The following is a 19738-nucleotide window of genomic DNA, read 5'->3' on the forward strand; positions in this document are numbered from 1 at the left end:
GCTGGGTGTCGGAACAGAATTTTGACCTTGTAGTTCTCGGCGGCGGTAGCGGCGGGTATGCCGCTGCGCTGCGAGCGAGCGAGCTCGGCCAGTCGGTCGCGATCATCGAGAAAGACAAGGTCGGCGGCACCTGCCTGCACCGTGGCTGCATTCCGACCAAGGCCCTGCTTCACTCGGCCGAGGTCGCCGACGTCTCACGTGAGTCGCTGAAGTACGGCGTCGACGTCGACTTCCAGGGCGTCGACATCGCCCGGGTCACGACCTACCGCCGCGACATTGTCGAGCACAAATACAAGGGTCTCCAGAGCCTCGTCAAGGCCCGTGGCGTCACGACGATCGCGGGTGAGGGGCGACTGACCTCGCCGTCGACCGTTCAGGTCGGCGACGACACGATCACTGGCAAGAACATCGTCCTGGCGACCGGCTCCTATTCGCGCAGCCTCCCCGGTCTCGAAATCGGCGGCCGCGTCATCACCAGTGAGCACGCCCTTGAGCTCGATTACATCCCGAAGAAGGTCGCGATCCTCGGCGGCGGCGTGATCGGCGTCGAGTTCGCCAGCGTCTGGAAGTCGTTCGGCTCCGATGTGCAGATCATCGAGGCTCTCCCCCACCTCGTGCCCAACGAGGAGGAGTCCGTCTCCAAGTCGTTCGAGCGGGCGTTCCGCAAGCGCGGCATCAACTTCTCTCTCGGCATCCGCTTCCAGAGCGTGTCGCAGAACGACGACGGGGTCGTCGTCACCCTCGAAGACGGCAAGACCTTCGACGCCGACATCCTCCTCGTCGCTGTCGGCCGCGGCCCGGTCACTCAGGGCCTCGGCTACGACGAGGTCGGCGTGAACATGGATCGCGGCTTCGTCCTCACCGACGAGCGCCTCGCGACCAACGTTCCCGGCGTCTATGCGATCGGCGACATTGTTCCCGGCCTCCAACTCGCCCACCGCAGCTTCCAGCACGGCATCTTCGTCGCCGAAGAGATCGCCGGGCTGAAGCCCGTCGTGATCGACGACGTCAACATCCCCAAGGTCACGTACTCCGATCCGGAGGTCGCCTCGGTGGGTCTCAGCACGGCGAAGGCCACCGAGAAGTACGGCGCCGACAAGATCGCCGCCTACGACTACAACCTCGCAGGCAACGGCAAGACGTCGATCCTCGGTTCGGCCGGGTCGGTCAAGGTCATCCGCGTCGTCGACGGTCCGGTGGTCGGCATCCACATGATCGGCGCCCGCGTCGGCGAGCTCATCGGAGAAGCGCAGCTCACCGTCAACTGGGAGGCCTACCCCGAAGACGTCGCTGGCCTCATCCACGCTCACCCGACTCAGAACGAGGCACTCGGCGAGGCCATGCTGGCCCTCGCGGGCAAGCCCCTCCACGCGATGTAGCGCGGCGGTGCACCCCGCACCGGCAGTCGTCAGCACCATCCCCGCACCACCACAGTTTTTATAACAGAACCGCAGAAGGAGCCCCCTGATGAGCGAATCCGTCAACCTCCCGGCACTCGGCGAGAGTGTCACCGAGGGCACGGTCACCCGCTGGCTGAAGAACGTCGGCGACCGCGTCGAGGTCGACGAGCCGCTGCTCGAAGTATCGACCGACAAGGTCGACACCGAGATCCCGTCCCCCGTCGCCGGTGTGATCGAAGAGATCCTCGTTGCCGAAGACGAGACGGTCGAGGTGGGTACCGCCCTCGTCAAGATCGGCGATGGTAGTGGTTCCGGCGCTCCTGCCGAAGATGCACCCGAGGCCGAAGCGCCCGGAACGGGCCCCGCGTCGACCGACGACACCCCCGCGACCGCTGCGGCCGGCGGCTCCTCCGAGTCGTCCGAGGGCTACGAGGGCCCCGCTGACGACGTGGAGTCCGCTTCGGCCGAATCCGCGGCTGGCGACGACTCCTCTGAGGGGCTCGAGGCGGAGGTCCCCTCCGACTCCGCTCCCGCTCCGGGTGAGGGTGCGCCCGCCGAGGCGCCCGCTCCGGCGGAGTCGGTCGACCCCGCCCCCGCGGCCGCTGCTCCGGCGCCTGCCGCTGCCGCGCCGGCTGCGCCGGCTCCGGCCGCTCCCGCCGCGTCTGCTCCCGCAGCCGCTGCTCCCGCTTCCGCCCCCAGCACCGGCGCGCCGGTCGGATACGTGACTCCGCTCGTTCGCAAGCTCGCCGGCGAGAAGGGTGTCGACCTGTCGACCGTCTCCGGCACCGGAGTCGGCGGACGCATTCGCAAAGAAGACGTGCTGTCAGCTGCCGCTGCGGCCGAAGAGGCCGCCAAGGCCGCTTCTGTACCGTCGGCCTCCGCGGCACCGTCCGCTCCTGCCGCTTCGTCGAAGTACGAGCCCCTCCCGGTCTCCGACCTCCGCGGCACGACCGTGCCGATGACCCGCCTCCGCAAGGTCGTCGCGCAGCGCGCCGTCGAGTCGATGCAGTCGACCGCACAGCTCACGAGCGTCGTCGAGGTGGACGTGACGAAGGTCGCGAAGTTCCGCGACGCCGTCAAGGGCGACTTCCTCGCCAAGACCGGTAACAAGCTGTCGTTCCTGCCCTTCTTCACCCTCGCCGCGGCGGAGGCTCTCCAGGCCTACCCGAAGCTCAACGCGACCGTCGACGGCGACTCGATCGTCTACCCCGACACCGAGAACGTCAGCATGGCCGTCGACACCGAGCGCGGCCTTCTGACCCCGGTCATCAAGAATGCCGCGTCGCTCGATCTGGCCGGTCTCGCCGCCTCGATCGCCGACCTCGCCGGTCGTACCCGCGACAACAAGCTGACCCCCGACGAGCTCTCCGGTGGCACCTTCACGGTGACCAACACCGGTTCGCGCGGCGCCCTGTTCGACACCCCGGTCGTGTTCCTTCCCCAGGTTGCGATCCTCGGCACCGGCATCGTCGTGAAGAAGCCCGTCGTCGTCACGGCCGACGGCTCGGAGTCGATCGCGATTCGCTCGATGGTGTACCTGGCCCTCTCGTACGACCACCGCATCGTCGACGGTGCCGACGCGGCCCGCTTCCTCGTCGCGGTCAAGAACCGCCTCGAGGGCGGCGACTTCCAGGGCAAGCTCGGCATCTAACGGCATCAGCCCCGACACCGACTTTCGGGCCAACCACCACCGTTCGGCGGTGTTGTGCTCGGAAAGCGGTGTCGTCGGAATCAGCCCGAGTCGATCGACCGCAGTCGCCAACCGGCCTCCGTCTTCACCACGAAGACGGAGGCCGGTTCGTCGTTGCTCGACGTGGCGTCGAAGAGCACAACTCCACCCAGCCGGTTGATGGCCGTGCCGACGACGATCTCTGGCACGGATTCGAGAAGCGCAGGATCCGCCACCACCCGCTTATCCTCCGCCAGCGCGGCTGACCCGGGTTCGTCGACACCCGCCAGGCACTCGGCGTCGAGCGCTCGGAAGCAGTCCGCCCGGAGCCGGAGCAGGAGACGAACTGCTCTGTCGGCGTCATCGCCGGCCAGGACAGCTTCAACCCGGTCGTGGCGATCGGCTCGGGGGCCAGGCGGCGGCGACGTCGAAGGCGTTGGGGTCGCTGTCGCCCTCCCCCCAGGAGTCGTTCCTGTGGCCCGACCCGGCGGGCCCGAGCCTTCCGCAGACGTCGCGGCCACGCCCTGATCGTCGTTGGCGCTACCGGCACCTCCACCACCAGCACCTCCACCACCGACTGCGAGCCCGATCGCCGCGCAGCCGACAACGGCGCCTGCCAGAACCCACACCCGCCGCCGCACCTGTCGCGCCGCTGCTCCGGCCTGGGCAGCGAGCTCGAACGCGCGCCCTCCGGCGGATGAGCGGTGGGCCCAGGTGCGAAGCGTCGCCAACCCCGGCACGAGATCATCGAGCGGGTGCATGGTCTCCACCTCGTCGTGCACCGGCACCATCTCGAAGGGAGCCTCGTCGTCGAGCGCGACGGGGGCGGCGAGATCGAAGAGCGCCTCGACGAGCTCGTCGAGCGTTGTCGACTCGTCGCAGAGCTCCGTGAAGCGCCGCCGCTGGTCGGCCCCGATGCCCGAGCAGACGGGCAGCACCTGGTCGATCGCGCGACGCCCGGCTGCCGTCGCCCCGCCGGGTGGGCGGGCGAGTCGCTGCGGACCCCGTGCCGGGGCGGCGCGCACACCCACTACGACGGCTGCGCCGTGTCGATCGAGCAGCACGTTGCCCAGGCCGACGCCACTCACGAGGTCGACGTGGCGTGCCAGGGGTGACCGCTCGAGATGCTGGAGCGCCATAAGCACCGGAGCGAGGAGCGTCACGGCCTCCCCCGCCGCGAGCACCCCACGATCGGCCACGAAGGTCGCGGCCGACCGGGTGCCGAGTCGAGGCAGGATCAACCCGAGAGAATCGGCGCCCGCCACGAGGGCGACGTCGATCAGAGGAACCACGTGCCGATGGGCCGCCCCCGAGAGCGCGACGGCCTCGGCCAGCGCGCGCGAGGCGGCGCCGTCGCCACGATGGATCTTGACGACGAGCGACGAGGATCCGACCCCACCGAGCCACTCGTACACATCGGCATTCACGCCCGCGGCGACGAGTTCGCCGAGGCGACTGTCGCGGGATCGGGGTGAGGTCATCCCTCGATCGTGACCGCTTCGGATCCTTCGGTGACCGATCATTGTCAGTCTGGGGAGAGGACGCTCGGCTGTCCGGCCTGGGGAGACGAGGCCTCAGGAGGTGCGGCGAGGCCCGGAGACCGTATCCTAGACAGCATGGCACGTAGCAAGTCCGCGGAGAACGCATCTCCGACCCCCGCAAAAGAGCCCGGTCGCATCAAGCAGATGTACCAGGTCTTCACCATGACCCGAAAGCACGACCCGAAGTCGATCTGGCTGATGCTGGCCGCCTTCGTCGTCCCCGTCGTCGCCGGTGTCGTGCTCGCGCTCGTGGCGGGCGGCAACATCCTCGGGCTGATCCTCTACATCATCGTCGGCGTTCTGCTCGGTGTGCTGCTGTTCATGATCGTGCTCGGCCGTCTCGCCGAGAGGGCCGCCTACTCGCAGATCGAGGGCCAGCCGGGTGCGGTCGGCGCCGTGTTCAAGAGCGGTCTCCGTCGTCAGTGGCGTGCCAGCGAGATGCCCGTCGCCGTGAACGGTCGCAGCCAGGCCGCCGTCTACCGTGCCGTGGGTCGCCCGGGCGTCGTGCTCGTCACCGAGGGCACTAAGGGCCAGACCCAGCGCATCGTCGACGAAGAACGTCGCAAGGTTGCGCGCATCACGCCAGGAGTGCCAATCACGGTCTTGAGCGTCGGCCCCGATGGTGACTCGATCCCGCTGCACCGCCTCGCGGCCCGGATGAACAAGGTCAAGAAAGCGATCGACCGCAACGAGGTGCTCGCCGTGTCGAACCGGCTCGACTCGCTCGGCCAGAACAAGCTGCCGATCCCCAAGGGCGTCGACCCGATGCGCGTGCGCTCCGGCCGACCACGCTGACCTTCACGTCGCGACTGCGAAAGGGCACCCGACCGAGTTCGTCTCGGTCGGGTGCCCTTTTCACTGGCGCGAATCTAGATACGTACGAGCAGCGTGCCGGCGGCTCGATCGTGCAGGCCGCGCTGATCCTGGTCGTAGATGACAGCCGGGATCACGAGGCACAGCAGCACCGTCCGCACGACCGGACGCCACCAGCGCACGGCACCACCCGTCTCGGGCACCACGCGCATCCGTGTCGCGAGGTGGCCGATGCTGCCTCCGACGGTGAGGGTGAACCCGATCTGCATGACCGCGAAGACCGCGAGCGTCGCGAACTCGTTGTAGTGGAAGAACGCCACCGAGACGATCACCGCGAGGAGCCAATCGATGATCAACGCCACGACGCGCCGACCGAGGCGGCCGACCGAGCGCGGGCCCGTCTGCGGCAACCCGAGGTCGAAACCCGGCCAGGGCGTCGACTTCTTCGGTTCGGGCGGCAGGGGCGGAGGGGCGGAGCTCGACATGGAGACGAGCCTATCGAGGCGCGGATGCGGGGGTGCCGGGAGCGGTCGGGCCGGATCCTGACGCCCTCTCGGAAGCGACGCGTAACATGCCGGAAACATTCTGGTCACCGCGGCGAAACGGCCCGTCAATAGCCTCATGACTGGAGGCGTCCCGCTTTCGCCCACGTTCCACGCCCATTGGAGACCTTCGCGTATGTTCAAAGATTCTTCCGAGGTGCTGAGCTTCATCAAGGACACTGACGTCAAGTTCCTTGATATCCGCTTCACCGACCTTCCCGGTGTGCAGCAGCACTTCAACATCCCCGCATCCACGGTCGACGAGGAGTTCTTCTCCGTCGGTCAGCTCTTCGACGGCTCCTCGATCCGCGGCTTCGCGTCGATCCACGAGTCCGACATGCAGCTCATCCCCGACGTCACCACGGGCTACGTCGATCCGTTCCGCGCCGAGCGCACGCTGATCCTCGTCTTCGACATCTTCAACCCGCGCAACGGCGAGCTCTACTCGCGTGACCCGCGTCAGGTCGCCAAGAAGGCCGAGCGCTACCTCGCCTCCACCGGCATCGCCGACACCGCGTTCTTCGCCCCCGAGGCCGAGTTCTACGTCTTCGACGACGTCCGCTACGAGGTCAAGCAGAACGCCTCCTTCTACTCGGTCGACTCCGAAGAGGGCGCCTGGAACACCGGCCGCGCCGAAGAGGGCGGAAACCTCGCCAACAAGACCGCCTACAAGGGTGGCTACTTCCCGGTCTCGCCCGTCGACAAGACGGCCGACCTCCGCGACGACATCAGCCTCAAGCTGATCGACTCCGGCCTCGAGCTCGAGCGTGCGCACCACGAGGTGGGCACCGGCGGCCAGCAGGAGATTAACTACAAATTCGACACGATGGTCCACGCGGCCGACGACATCCTGAAGTTCAAGTACATCGTCAAGAACACCGCCGAGCTCTGGGGCAAGGTCGCGACCTTCATGCCCAAGCCGCTCTTCGGCGACAACGGCTCGGGAATGCACACCCACCAGTCGCTCTGGAGCGATGGCAAGCCCCTGTTCTACGACGAGAACGGCTACGGCGGACTCTCCGACATCGCCCGCTGGTACATCGGTGGTCTGCTGAAGCACGCCCCCGCCGTGCTGGCATTCACGAACCCCGCGATCAACTCGTACCACCGCCTGATCCCGGGCTTCGAGGCTCCCGTCAACCTGGTCTACTCGGCCGGTAACCGTTCGGCTGCCATCCGCATCCCGATCACGGGCACCAACCCGAAGGCCAAGCGCATCGAGTTCCGCGTCCCCGACGCGGCGTCGAACCCGTACCTCGCCTTCGCCGCGCAGCTCATGGCCGGCCTCGACGGTATCCAGAACCGCATCGAGCCTCACGAGCCCGTCGACAAAGACCTGTACGAGCTTCCCCCGGAAGAGGCGAAGAACATCCCCCAGGTTCCGGCTTCGCTCGACGCCGCCTTGATCGCCCTCGAAGAGGACCACGAGTTCCTCACCAAGGGCAACGTCTTCACCGAAGACCTCATCGAGACGTGGATCGCGTACAAGCGTGAGAAAGAGATCCTGCCGATGGCGCAGCGTCCTCACCCGTTCGAATTCGAGATGTACTTCGGCGTCTAAGTCGTCGTGCCTTCGGGGCCCGCACTCTTTCGAGGGTGCGGGCCCTTTCGCGCGCGGGGCCGGCGCACTTCGTAGGCCTGCTGCAAATTTGAAGGAGAAACAGCCCCGCCCGGGCCAGTTCTCGCCGATCCCGGGCCGTCGCAGCGAGTTTCTCCTTCAAATTTGCAAGTGAGGAACGGACGCCGGCCGGGACGAGGGGGCCACCGCAGAGGGCAACGACGAAGACCCCGCCCCGACGCGAGTCGGAACGGGGTCTCACTGGCGTATCGGGTTGCGCCAGATCGAGCGGGTCCGCACGCATCACCGTGCAGCATCCGCCCGGGCTCGAGAACCCCTAGAGGGCGAGCGCGGCGCTCTCGAACGCCTGGCGCTGACGCGGCACCGTGCGTCCGCCAAGGGGCCGGACCTCCCAGCCTGCGGCCGACCACACCTCGGTGTCGAGCGCGTTGCGGGCGTCGAGCACGATGGGGTTGGCGGCGAGCTCGGCCAGGTGCCCCGGGTCAGCGTTGACGAACACGGGCCACTCCGTCAGCAGGAGCACGGCGTCAGCGTCGGTCACGGCCTCGTCGAGGCTGTCAGCGAACGAGAGCGTCGGGAAGCTGCGCTGCGCTGTCGCGGAGGCCTCAGGATCCACCACGAGCACCTGGGCACCCCGCAGGTGCAGGGCCGCGGCGACGTTGAGGGCCGGCGAGTCGCGTACGTCGTCGGTATCGGGCTTGAAGGCGGCCCCGAGAATAGCGAGCTTGCGGTTGAGGACGGAGCCGCCGCACGCGTCGATCGCCTGGTCGATGACCCGCTGGCGCTGCTGCATGTTTATCTCGTCCACCTCTTGCATCAGGCCGACGACACGGTGGGCGCCGAGCTCGTTCGCCCGAGACATGAGCGCACGGATGTCTTTCGGCAGGCAACCGCCACCGAAGCCGAGGCCGGCGTTCAAGAACTTGCGGCCAATGCGATCGTCGTAACCGAGCGCGTCGGCGAGAACGCGGACGTCGGCCCCGGCGACCTCGCACAGCTCGGAGATCGCGTTGATGAACGAGATCTTCGTGGCGAGGAACGCGTTGGCGCTGACCTTGACCAGCTCGGCCGTGGCGAGGTCGCACGAGATGACGGGGGTGCCGGTCGCGATTGGCTCGGCGTACACCTCGCGCAGGATCGCCTCGCTCTTCGCGTCGGTGCCGCCGAACACGATGCGGTCGGGGCGCAATGTGTCTTCGACGGCGTGGGCCTCGCGGAGGAACTCGGGGTTCCAGACGACCTGCGTCTCGACGCCGGCCGGCTTCGCGTCGGCGACGAGCTTGCGGAGCTTGGCTGCGGTTCCGACCGGCACCGTCGACTTTCCGACGATGATGCCGTCGTGGCTCAGCGACTCGGCGACAGCCTTCGTCGCGGCTTCGACGTAGCTCAGGTTCGCGGCGTGGCTCCCCCGGCGCTGCGGCGTGCCGACGCAGATGAAGTGCACGTCGGCCATCGACACGGCGTCGGGCAAGTCGCTCGTAAAGCGGAGGCGGCCGGTGCCGACGTGCTTGACGATCAGCTCGGGCAGGCCGGGCTCGAAGAACGGCACGCGGCCGGCGCTGAGCGCCTCGACCTTCGAGGGGTCGGTGTCGACGCCGATGACGTCGAAGCCCATCTCGGCCATGGCGGCCGCGTGAGTCGCCCCGAGGTAGCCGGTGCCGATCACCGAGATGACGGGCTTGAGGCCCTTGCCCGCAGCCGCTGCGTCGGTCGACGGAAAGACGTCGCTGGTCTTCTTGGGAGTGCTCATGGTGATCTCCTAGGTGGGGCTGTTTCTGTCGAGGGGTGGGGCTGGCGGACCAACTGGGCGCCAGCCCCGAGGGTGTTGCTGAGCGAGTGACTCTAGGGAGTGGACTTCACCGGTCTCAGCGAGTATCTGATGTCTGAACGAGCAATGCCGGCAGAGAACGCCTGCAGAGCCGTCGAGGTCGAGTTCAGGCGCCAATCGTTGGTAACGAGCTGGTTGTTCAGAGTCGTGGTGACCGTCAGGCTGAACCAGGAGAATCCGATGATGTCTTTGTTCTCCGGCAGCGAGAGCGCGGTGAACAACTTGTCGATCCAGCCCGCCTTGAGGCCCCCGCCCTCGGTGGCTCCGATCTCCGCCAGGAAGATCGGCTTCGAGGTGTCGGGCACATTCCGGAGAAGAGCGAGCGTGTCGGCGAAGGTGTCCTCGAACGAGCCGTCCTGGGGCCCGTCGCCCGACGGACGTTCGTACCCGGACATCCCGATCCAGTCGACGTAGGCGTCTCCCGGATAAAGCGACTTCGTGTATTCGAGCGTCTTGTGCGTCTTGGTGAGGTTGTTGACGCGGTTCGGAGCCCAGATCCAGTTGACGTAGGCATTGGCGCCCTGGGCGGAGAAGATGTCGTGGACGTGCTGCCACATGTCGACGTACTGCCCGGCCGAATTGCCGTTGACGGAGTTTCCGTGGCCGTCGTCTTCCGACCAGGGGTACCAGGTCGCGTTCATCTCCTGGTCGAGGCGGATGCCGACGGGCTGTCCGTTTGCGACGATGTCGGCGGCGTACTTCTTCAGGTAGGTGTCGAAGTCGCCTCGGATGATGTTGCCGAGGGAGTACTCCGGCTGATCGGCCTGGTTGTTACCGGCCGTCGACGACTGCGATTCCCAGGTGATGATGGGCAGATCGCCCTTGGCCCAGGAGCGCTGGACGGCGTCGGCGCGGAAGTCCTTGTCCCATCCCTGGAAGTAGCCGGCCGAGTTCGGCTGAACGCCGACTTTCGAGCTGACGTCGTCGAACTCCGACCAGCTGAACGGCGACTGCGCGGTGTAGAGGCCGAAGTAGCGGTTCGTCGGGTTCTTGATCGAGGCGAGGCTCGGGGTCGTCGGCACGATGGGTCCGATGGGTGTGTCTCCCCCGCCGGAACCGCCGCCCGAACCTGTTCCGCCACCGTTTCCTGTACCGGTGCCGTCTCCCGACCCTGCACCGGTGCCGTCTCCCGATCCGGCGCCGGTTCCTGTTCCTGTTCCGGAGTCGGTGCCCGTCGACACTCCACCGTTGATGCTGCCGCCGCCGAGAGTGGCGGCACCGCTGTCAGCGGTCTTCCCTCCGTCTGCGGCGAGCTGGCTGGCGAGCGAGTCGGCTTTGCCCGACGTCTGAGCTTGGGCGGCCTTGGCGTTCGACAGCTTCGACGACAGCGACTCCGACTTACCGTCGGCCGCCGCCAGCTGCTTCTTGAGCTCGGCGATCTCGGTCGACTGATCGGTGAGCTGCGACTTCGACGACACGAGCTGCGTGAGTAGGTCGGCACGATCGTTTTTCAGAGCCATGTTGGTCGAGATCGGCTGGACGACGTCGCCGACGACCTTGCGCACCACGTTGTCGGTGGGCGACATCCAGACCATCCAGGAGATGAGCCCGAGGAGGACGACGATCGCGGTGGCGCCGAGGGCGGAACGGCGGGAGTTCTTCTTGCCGGTCGACCAGAAGGCCCCACCCGTGCTGAGCGGCGTGACTCCGCCGGATGAGTAGTCAGACAATGAAGAGAGCCTCCAGGATAATGATGACGGCACCGATCAGGTACGGCCATGCGGCTTTCGGGTTGAGCTTGCGTCGGGCGGGCGCCTTAGCGGTGGGAGCGGCCGAGACGGCCGTCTTGGCCCGGCGGCGGCTCTTGACGAGCACGGTGCCGGATTCGGGGGCGTCGGACGTGCCGAAGTCGAACAGGGTGTCGACGGTGGGCTGGCCGGGAGTATCGGTGAACTGCGCCTCGAGGGCATCGAGGGGTGTCTCCATCGCGTCTTCGCGGCGATCCACCTCGTGCTGGACCTCGTCGGTGACTACCCCACCGGAGTAGGCCCCGGCTCGGGTCCCCCAGCCGGCCGAGTGGCCCATGCGGAAGAAGCCGATGATGCGGATGGGCATTAGGAAGAACGTCGACACGATGATGAAGACGGGCAGGCGGATGAAATCGCCGGGCTTTTCGGAGAGGTGGCGCATCTGCCGGATGGCCATGCTGAGCACCGACGAGGCGACCATCAGAACGACGATCGCGACGACCCCCGATCGGAATCCGTATTCGTGGAGGATGCCCGTGTAGAGGTTCGTGCCCTGGTGCGTGGCGGCGTTGTAGATCCAGCCACCGACGACGCCGAGGAGGACGAACGGCAGGACGATGTCCATCGCGAAGAAGAACGCGAGCATCGGGGCGTGCCCCAGCATCCACGGCATCATCCGGAGGGTGTTGTACTGGCTGCCGCGAGCCCAGCGGAGCTGCTGCTTGAACAGCTTCTTGATCTGGAGCGGTGCGTCCGTGTAGACGAGGCTCGTGTACTGGTACACGGTGCGGTAGCCCTCTTTGAGCGTGAGGTTCGTGAGGGTGCGGTCGTCACTCACTTCGAGGAAGACGCCCATGAACTTCTCGGTCATGAACTTGTCCATGACGCGGACGAGGATCTCGCGGCGGAACGCGATGGTGCGACCGGGAAGGCACCCGATCTGGCCGAGCACGCTCTGAGCGGGCATCGAGTAGAGCGCGCGGCTGTTCTCGAGCCAGTCGGCCCAGCGGGTGATCCAGGAGCGCTCGGGCTCGAGGATCCGCTGGCGCGTGGTCACTCCACCAACGTTGGCCTGCGCGAACGGCTTGAGCAGCTCCTCGAGCGTGCCCTCCGTCCACACGGTGTCGGAGTCGACCAGCACGGTGATGTCGCCGGTCGAGAGCTCCGTGCCGATCATGACAGCGTTGCGCTTGCCGGGGATGGGGGTGTGAGTCCACTGCACCAGCGGGGCGAACTCCTCGCAGATGCCCTGCAGCACCGGGTTCGGCTTGCCGTTGATGACGACGATGATCTCATCGGGTTTCTGCTCGACCATGCGGCCGATGACGTCACGGAAGAGGTCTTCCGGTTCGTCCACGACGGGAACAACGACGCTGGTCGTGCCGGTGTAGTGCCCGGTGAAGGGGCGGTAGTTGCGCGAGATCACGACCTTGATGATCCAGAGGACCCAGATCATGATCGAGTAGACGGTGAAGAGATAGACCTCGGGGTGACCCTGGATCTCATGACGGATTTGAAGGATGAACGTGAGCACGATGCCGCCTGCTGTGGTGGAAAGGGGGTGGCTTCCGCGTCATCGGGGAATCGGTCGTTCGGGTAGTGAATTTCTAACCCATGGCCGGGGGCGTTTCAAGCTGTCCCTCACAGTGGGGTGGCATTGGCCGGTTCGGGGTACGTCGAAGTCCCCCGAATCGTGTCGCCCAAAGTGCCGACAGGTGATTGGTCGGTATCGAGGTGCGAGGGGTCTCTACCGCGGGGTCGAGCGGATCGCGGGAGGGCGGATCCTTGGGTGCGATAAAAGTGCTGATCAGAGCCAAGGATCCGGGTGTGTTCCGAGGGGTCTTTCTGAGTGGCCCACTATTGCGGTTGCATTTCGGGCCTCTCACCACCGGGTGATCGGGCGACTCACGTGCGTAACCTCCTCGTCATCTTGTTCGGGGTACAAGGGGTGATTTCGGGGTACGGGTTAACCCGGTGAGAGCAATCCTCACGCAGAGTGCATCTCGGGCGTGTCGAGCTCGGAGGAGCGCGTCAGCTCGTTGGTCGAGGCGACTTCTCGATGCCGTAGAAACCCGCCTCGAACACCTGACGCGACCGACGCGTGACCGCCAAATAGTCTTCTTCGAGGTCGGATGCCGAGCCCGCGGGATACTCGAGCAGTCGGGCGACGGCCTCGAGCTGCCGACGGTCGGAGGGCAGCAGGTCGCTGGTGCGGGAAGTCCAGAGCATGACGGCGGATCGGGCCCGGGAGGCGATCAGCCAGGCCTCCCGGAGGCGCTCGGCGTCGGACTCGGCGACGAAACCGGTGTCGACAGCAGCCTGCAGAGCGCGGAGCGTCGAGGTCGTACGCAGCGCCTCGACGGAGCCTGCGTGCTGCAGCTGGATCAGCTGCACGAACCATTCCACGTCGCTGAGAGACCCACGACCGAGCTTCAGGTGCCTGGTCGGGTCGGCGCCCTTCGGCAGGCGCTCCGATTCGACCCGGGCCTTCAACCGTTTGACCTCGCGGACATCCTGCTCAGACAGCGATTGGGGGTACCGGACCGTGTCGGCGAGGGCCTCGAAGGCGACGCGCAGGTCGGCGTCGCCCGCGACCGATCGGGCGCGCAGAAGGGCCTGGGCCTCCCAGGTCAGAGCCCAGCGGGCGTAGTAGGCGGCATAGCTGTCGAGCGATCGGGCGACGGGGCCGTTCTTGCCCTCGGGGCGGAGATCGGCGTCGAGGTCGAGGGGCACGAGAGGGTCGTCGGTGAACCTCTTGAGATCGGCGACGATCTGCGACGCCCGCTGCTGCGCCGAGGGGGTGCCGGGATCGGATCGGAAGACGTAGAGCACGTCGGCGTCGGAGCCGAACCCCAGCTCTTCTCCGCCGTACCTCCCGAGCGCGATGACGGCGAACTCGAGGTCGTCTCCCCCGTGTCGGAGTCGATCGTCGCGTCGGGCGAGGGCAAGTGCACCCGAGATGGCCGCCGACATGATGTCGGACAGGCCCTTGCCGAGCTGTTCGACCGTGATGACACCCACGATCGCCCCGAGCGCGAGACGGAGGATCTCGCGGCGACGGGCGGTCCGGAGGACGGTGGCTGCCTGGAGCGAGGTGTCGTGACGCGCCACCGTCGCCATCGCCTCGTCGAGCAACGTCGGCAGGGCCCGGGGATGCAGATCGGCGTCGTCTTCGAGCCAGGACGCGGCCTCGGGGATGCGCTCGAGCAGATCGCCCGCAAAGCGCGACGACGACAAGACCGTGGTGAGTCTCTTTGCGGCGCCCGACGAGTCGCGGAGCATGCGGAGGAACCAGTAGCTCTCGCCCAGTCTGTCGCTCAGGCGGCGGAACGCCAGCAGGCCCAGATCCGGATCGGTGCCCTCGGCGAACCACTGCATCATTGCCGGCAGCAGGTGCCGCTGGATGCTGGCGCGGCGAGAGACCCCCGCACTCATCGCCGCGATGTGACCCAGTGCCCCCTTGGGGTCGCGGAAGCCGATCGCCTGGAGTCGAGCTATGGCCGACGTCGTCGTGAGCGCCAGCTCGGCATCGGGGCGGCGAGCCACAGCCGAGAGGAGAGGGCGGTAGAACAGCCGCTCGTGCAGGCTGCGGACCCTCCTCTTGATGGCGTGCCAGTGCTCGACGAGCCCAGCCGCGCTGGTCGCCAACCCCGTGGCCCGGGCGAGAACGCGGAGGGCCTCCTCGTCGGTCGGCATCAGGTGCGTCCGTCGCATTCGCGAGAGCTGAATGCGGTGCTCGAGCAGGCGGAGTTCGCGGTAGTCGCGGTTGAATTCGGCCGCCTCGGCCCGTCCGACGTAGCCCTCTGCCGCAAGGGCACCCAGCGCTCCCAGGGTCGAGCGCTGTCGGATCGACGGGTCGTTCTGACCGTGCACGAGTTGCAGCAGCTGGATGGTGAACTCGATGTCGCGCAAGCCCCCGGGGCCGAGCTTCAGCTGCTGATCCACCTCCGCGGCCGGGATGTGCGCTGTGACTCGCTCTCGCATGCGCTGGGTCGACTCGACGAAGTTCTCGGTCGACGCGATCGACCACACGAGGGGCGCGAGCTTCTCGACGTACTCCGAGCCGAGTTCGCGGTCGCCAGCGATGGGCCGGGCCTTCAGGAGTGCCTGGAACTCCCATCCCTTCGCCCAGCGCTCGTAGTAGGCGAGATGCGACGACAGGGTGCGAACGAGGGCGCCGTTCTTTCCTTCCGGTCTCAGGTTCGCGTCGACCTCCCAGAGGGGCTCCTCGGGGGCGAGGTCGGAGAGCGTCCGGGTCGTGTGAATCGCGAGGCGGGTCGCGATCTCGACGGCGCGAGCGGACTCGAGGCCATTCGCCCCTTCTGCGACGAAGACGACGTCGACGTCGCTGATGTAGTTCAGCTCGCGGGCGCCCGTCTTGCCCATGGCGAGGATGGCGAGCCTCGTTCGGGCGACCTCGTCGGCGGGGAACGCGACTTCTCGGCGGGCCACGTCGAGGGCTGCCTCGAGCGCGGCACCCGCGAGGTCGGCCAAAGCCGACGCGACCACGTCGAGCCCGGCCACGGGGTCGTAGAGCGTGAGGTCGAAGGCCGTGAGCGAGACCAGGCACTCGCGGTAGGCGACCCGCACCGCCGTGCGGGCGGCATCGCCGGTGAGGTCGCCGACGGCGGACAGCAAGTCGCGCTCGTAATCGTCTTGATGCGGGACGGTCCAGACCTTGCTGAGCAGCGCGCGGAGCGATGCCGGACGCCGGACCAGGAAGTCGGCGAGACCCTCGGAGGCACCCAGCACGAGCATGAGGCGATCGCCCGGACGCTCGTCGGCGCGCGTGGGGCTCGGGAGGGTCTCCGCTCCGAGAAACACCCGTGTCTCGTCGGGGGCGCGCTCCATCAGTCGACCGAGGCGGACGAGAGCCTGATCCGGGTCTGCACTCCGAGAGATCGCAGCGACGTAGCTCTCGACCAGGGGCTCCCGGTCGATCAACTCGTCGAGGCGATCGCGACTCGCCCGGAGATCGGCGAACCCCAGCCGTGCCAGATCGGAGAGCGCGGTGGCTGATCGGGGCACGGTGGGGCTCGTCGTCGTTGTCGGTGTCGTCGTCCGTGAAGACGGCTCGGCTAGAGCATCTCGAGGTTTGAACGCAGCTCGAACGGCGTGACCTGCGCTCGGTAGTCTTTCCACTCCTGGCGCTTGTTCTTCAGCACGTAATTGAAGACGTGCTCGCCGAGAGTCTCGGCCACGAGCTCGCTGTCTTCCATGAGCGAGAGAGCGTGGTCGAGGCTCGCCGGCAGCTGGTTGTAGCCGAGAGCACGGCGTTCGGCGTCGGTGAGGCTCCAGACGTTGTCTTCGGCCTCGGCGGGGAGCTCATAGCCCTCCTCGATGCCCTTCAGGCCAGCGGCGAGCAGAAGTGAGAACGCGAGGTAGGGATTGGCCGCGGAGTCGATGGCGCGGTATTCGACCCGGCTCGACTGACCCTTGTTGGGCTTGTAGAGCGGCACGCGTACCAGGGCGGAGCGGTTGTTGTGGCCCCAGGTGACGAAGCTCGGCGCCTCGTCGCCACCCCAGAGGCGTTTGTACGAGTTGACGAACTGGTTGGTGACGGCGGTGATCTCGGGGGCGTGCTTCAGCAAGCCGGCGATGAACTGGCGGCCGATCTTCGAGAGCTGGTACTCGGCGCCCGCCTCGTAGAAGGCGTTCGCGTCGCCCTCAAACAGCGAGAGGTGCGTGTGCATGCCCGACCCCGGGTGACCCTGAAGCGGCTTCGGCATGAACGTGGCGTACACGCCCTGCTCGATGGCGACCTCTTTGACCACGGTGCGGAAGGTCATGATGTTGTCGGCCATCGTCAGCGCATCGGCGTAGCGAAGGTCGATCTCGTTCTGGCCGGGGCCGGCCTCGTGGTGGCTGAACTCGACCGAGATGCCGAGGTCTTCGAGCATGCGCACCGAGCGTCGGCGGAAGTCGTGAGCGGTGCCACCCGGAACGTTGTCGAAGTAGCCGGCCGTGTCGACGGGCACGGGGCCCTCCGGGCCGATCTTCGACGACTTGAGCAGGTAGAACTCGACCTCGGGGTGCGTGTAGAAGGTGAAGCCGCGGTCGCCCGCGCGCGCCAGGGTCCGCTTAAGCACGTTCCGAGGATCCGACACACCCGGCGCGCCATCGGGCGTCGCGATATCGCAGAACATCCGGGCGGTGGGGTCTTGGGTGCCGCGCCAGGGAAGGATCTGGAAGGTGGTGGGATCGGGGTGCACCAGCACGTCCGCCTCGAACGACCGGGTGAGGCCCTCGATCGCCGAGCCGTCGATGCCGACGCCCTCGGCGAAGGCGCCCTCGACCTCGGCGGGCGCGATGGCCACCGATTTGAGGGTGCCGATCACGTCGGTGAACCAGAGTCGGATGAACTTGATGCCCCGCTCTTCGATGGTGCGAAGAACGAAGTCTGTTTGCTTGTCCATTCAGGCCCTTTCTGATGCCGGCTCGAAGCCATTAGTAGGCTAGTGGCTATGCCCCGACTCCGCTTGGCGCTCGCTCAGACCAACCCCGTCGTGGGGGATCTCGCGGGCAACGCAGACCAGATCGTCGAAGCCGCTCGCGCGGCCCGAGCAGCGGGAGCCGACCTCGTCGCCAGCGGTGAGATGAGTCTCACCGGCTATCCGATCGAAGACCTCGCGTCGCGCCCCAGCTTCTTGAAAGCGTCGAGGCACGCGGTCGAGCAGCTCGCAGAGCGGCTGCAGGCCGAGGGGCTCGGCGACCTCGCCGTCATCGTCGGGCATCCTGACGGTCCCTTCGAACCGCGACTGCTCGACACGTCGAACGCCCCCACGGCGATCGCCAAGAACTGCGCCAGTGTGTTGCAGGGCGGGCGTGTCGTGACGACCACCGCCAAGTACCACCTGCCGAACTACTCCGTCTTCGACGAATACCGCGTCTTCATTCCCGGCGACGAACTGCTCGTCGTCCGTCTCAAAGGCGTCGACGTCGCCGTCATCATCTGCGAAGACCTCTGGCGTGACGGCGGCCCGGTCGGGCGCGTCATGGAGGCCGGTGCCGGCCTCCTGCTCGTGATCAACGCGAGCCCCTGGATCGCCGACAAAGACGAGGTGCGCCTCCCCCTCGTGACCCACCGCGCCACCGAGAACGACACCGTCGTCGCCTACGTGAACATCGTCGGCGGTCAAGACGACCTGCTCTTCGACGGCGACAGCGTCGTGGTCGACGGCTCGGGCGCGATCCTCGCCCGGGCGCCGCAGTGGAAAGAACACCTGCTCGTCGTCGATCTCGACCCCGAGCAGTCGACCGGCCGCACCATGCCGGCCGGCATCCGCCGCGTCGACGTCGACACGCGACCCGTCGGCCAGCTCGACGCCGTCGCGCCCGACATCGCCGAGCTCCCCGACGACCTCCAGCAGCTGTGGGAGGGCCTCGTCGTCGGCACCCGCGACTACATCGAGAAGAACGGCTTCAGGTCGGTGATCCTCGGCCTGTCCGGCGGAATCGACTCGGCCGTCTGCGCGGCCATCGCGGCCGACGCCATCGGTGGCGATCGCGTCTACGGAGTGTCGATGCCGTCGCAGTGGTCGTCCGACCACTCCCGCAGCGACGCCGACGACGTCGCCGAGCGCATCGGGGTGCAGTACTCCACCGAACCCATCGCCGATCTCGTCGCCCCGTTCGAGCGGCAGCTGAAACTGACCGGGCTCGCCGCCGAAAACGTGCAGGCCCGGGCGAGGGCGCTGATCCTGATGGGTCTTTCGAACCTCCACGGGCACCTCGTTCTCACGACCGGCAACAAGACCGAACTCTCGGTCGGCTACTCGACCATCTACGGAGACTCGGTCGGCGGCTTCGCCCCGATCAAAGACGTGCCGAAGACGATGGTCTGGGAGCTAGCGAAGTGGCGCAACCGGCATGCCGAGGCGCAGGGCTTGCGCGGCCCGATCCCTGAGAACTCCATCACGAAGCCGCCGTCGGCCGAACTCCGCCCGGGCCAGGTCGACGAAGACACGCTGCCGCCGTACGAGATCCTCGACGGTATCCTCGACGCCTACATCACGAAGGCTCTCGGGGCGGCCGACGTCGTCGCGCTCGGGTACGACGCCGACATCGTTGCGGAGGTGACGAAGCTCGTCGATCGGTCGGAGTGGAAGCGCCGCCAGGGTGCGATCGGGCCGAAGATCTCGGGCATGGCCTTCGGGCGCGACCGCCGACTGCCGATCACGTACCGCCCGACGTCGCTGTAGGCGGCGCCCGGGCCTTAGCAAACGCTAAACGGACTAAGCGACGTGCCGCGGCACGTCGCTTAGTCCGTTTCAGGTGGCCTCTACCCGTTGTGAGGGCGCGGCCACCGCTATGTTCAGCTCAGCGATCGCCGGCAGCCTCTTCGGCGGCCCACTTGTCGCTGTTTGCCTTGATGCGCTCGAGTGCGTGCTGGGCCTCTTCGCGGGTGGCGTAGGGCCCGGCCCGGTCGACGGCGGGCGAAACCATGCCCTCCTCGACCTGATGCGTCTTCGTGTTGAACCAGAATTCTTCGCTCATGATTGCGAGCATACGCCCAATGCTGATAACCCCGGAAACAAAGGGATCGGAGGCTAGTGGGTAGTAGGTGGGTATAGGTGGCTCGCAGATATTCCGCGGACTTTTCGCGGACTAAACCTCGCGAGATAGACGACACCCGTTGCCGATGCTAATCGACGACCAACTCGATGGGGCTGGCCGCA

General features: G+C 67.0%; 13 protein-coding genes. 5 read left to right on the forward strand and 8 right to left on the reverse strand.

Features of this window, described 5'->3' with window-relative positions; all coding sequences use genetic code 11:
- Window positions 1-5: 5 nt before the first annotated feature.
- Both lpdA and sucB read left to right on the forward strand, forming a co-directional pair.
- Complete coding sequence (gene lpdA / locus EDF39_RS13965; RefSeq protein ID WP_055958135.1) at window positions 6-1379, forward strand: dihydrolipoyl dehydrogenase; 1374 nt, start codon at window positions 6-8, stop codon at window positions 1377-1379.
- A gap of 88 nt (window positions 1380-1467) precedes the next feature.
- Entirely contained in the window at window positions 1468-3051 is a 1584-nt protein-coding gene (sucB, locus tag EDF39_RS13970; RefSeq protein ID WP_123943981.1) for a 2-oxoglutarate dehydrogenase, E2 component, dihydrolipoamide succinyltransferase, read from the forward strand.
- An 80-nt stretch (window positions 3052-3131) separates the two neighbouring features.
- Here sucB and EDF39_RS13975 read toward each other — a convergent pair whose 3' ends face one another.
- On the reverse strand, window positions 3132-4550 hold the full coding sequence (locus EDF39_RS13975; protein WP_123943983.1) for a hypothetical protein: 1419 nt from the start codon (window positions 4548-4550) through the stop codon (window positions 3132-3134).
- Between the two features lie 135 nt (window positions 4551-4685).
- Here EDF39_RS13975 and EDF39_RS13980 point away from each other — a divergent pair, with 135 nt between their 5' ends.
- Window positions 4686-5405 (forward strand): DUF4191 domain-containing protein, encoded by a 720-nt coding sequence (locus tag EDF39_RS13980; RefSeq protein WP_055958144.1) that lies wholly within the window; start codon window positions 4686-4688, stop codon window positions 5403-5405.
- A 74-nt stretch (window positions 5406-5479) separates the two neighbouring features.
- Here the strand turns inward: EDF39_RS13980 and EDF39_RS13985 are convergent, their stop codons facing one another.
- Window positions 5480-5908, reverse strand: coding sequence for an RDD family protein (locus tag EDF39_RS13985; RefSeq protein WP_055958147.1), 429 nt, complete (start codon window positions 5906-5908; stop codon window positions 5480-5482).
- A gap of 193 nt (window positions 5909-6101) precedes the next feature.
- On the opposite strand from EDF39_RS13985, the gene glnA reads away from it, so the two are divergent.
- A complete protein-coding gene (gene glnA / locus EDF39_RS13990) occupies window positions 6102-7526 on the forward strand; it encodes a type I glutamate--ammonia ligase (RefSeq protein ID WP_055958150.1) in 1425 nt (474 codons plus the stop codon).
- Window positions 7527-7860: 334 nt separating this feature from the next.
- Here glnA and EDF39_RS13995 read toward each other — a convergent pair whose 3' ends face one another.
- From EDF39_RS13995 to EDF39_RS14015, 5 genes are all read right to left on the reverse strand, one after another.
- Entirely contained in the window at window positions 7861-9294 is a 1434-nt protein-coding gene (locus EDF39_RS13995; protein WP_123943985.1) for a UDP-glucose/GDP-mannose dehydrogenase family protein, read from the reverse strand.
- Between the two features lie 92 nt (window positions 9295-9386).
- Window positions 9387-11042, reverse strand: coding sequence for a glycoside hydrolase family 26 protein (locus tag EDF39_RS14000; RefSeq protein ID WP_233573133.1), 1656 nt, complete (start codon window positions 11040-11042; stop codon window positions 9387-9389).
- A complete protein-coding gene (locus tag EDF39_RS14005) occupies window positions 11035-12594 on the reverse strand; it encodes a glycosyltransferase (RefSeq protein WP_123943987.1) in 1560 nt (519 codons plus the stop codon). Before EDF39_RS14005 ends, EDF39_RS14000 begins: the two co-directional genes overlap by 8 nt.
- Window positions 12595-13091: 497 nt before the next feature.
- The gene (locus tag EDF39_RS14010; RefSeq protein WP_123943989.1) at window positions 13092-16088 is read right to left on the reverse strand and encodes a bifunctional [glutamine synthetase] adenylyltransferase/[glutamine synthetase]-adenylyl-L-tyrosine phosphorylase; all 2997 of its coding nucleotides are present in this window, start codon (window positions 16086-16088) and stop codon (window positions 13092-13094) included.
- A gap of 50 nt (window positions 16089-16138) precedes the next feature.
- A complete protein-coding gene (locus tag EDF39_RS14015; RefSeq protein WP_123943992.1) occupies window positions 16139-17476 on the reverse strand; it encodes a glutamine synthetase family protein in 1338 nt (445 codons plus the stop codon).
- A 48-nt stretch (window positions 17477-17524) separates the two neighbouring features.
- On the opposite strand from EDF39_RS14015, the gene EDF39_RS14020 reads away from it, so the two are divergent.
- Window positions 17525-19261, forward strand: a complete 1737-nt coding sequence (locus tag EDF39_RS14020; protein ID WP_055958163.1) for an NAD+ synthase — start codon at window positions 17525-17527, stop codon at window positions 19259-19261.
- Between the two features lie 118 nt (window positions 19262-19379).
- Here the strand turns inward: EDF39_RS14020 and EDF39_RS14025 are convergent, their stop codons facing one another.
- The gene (locus EDF39_RS14025; RefSeq protein WP_123943994.1) at window positions 19380-19556 is read right to left on the reverse strand and encodes an SPOR domain-containing protein; all 177 of its coding nucleotides are present in this window, start codon (window positions 19554-19556) and stop codon (window positions 19380-19382) included.
- Window positions 19557-19738 lie beyond the last annotated feature (182 nt).

The sequence above is a fragment of the Frondihabitans sp. PhB161 genome (genome assembly GCF_003814635.1).
Taxonomy (GTDB): domain Bacteria; phylum Actinomycetota; class Actinomycetes; order Actinomycetales; family Microbacteriaceae; genus Frondihabitans.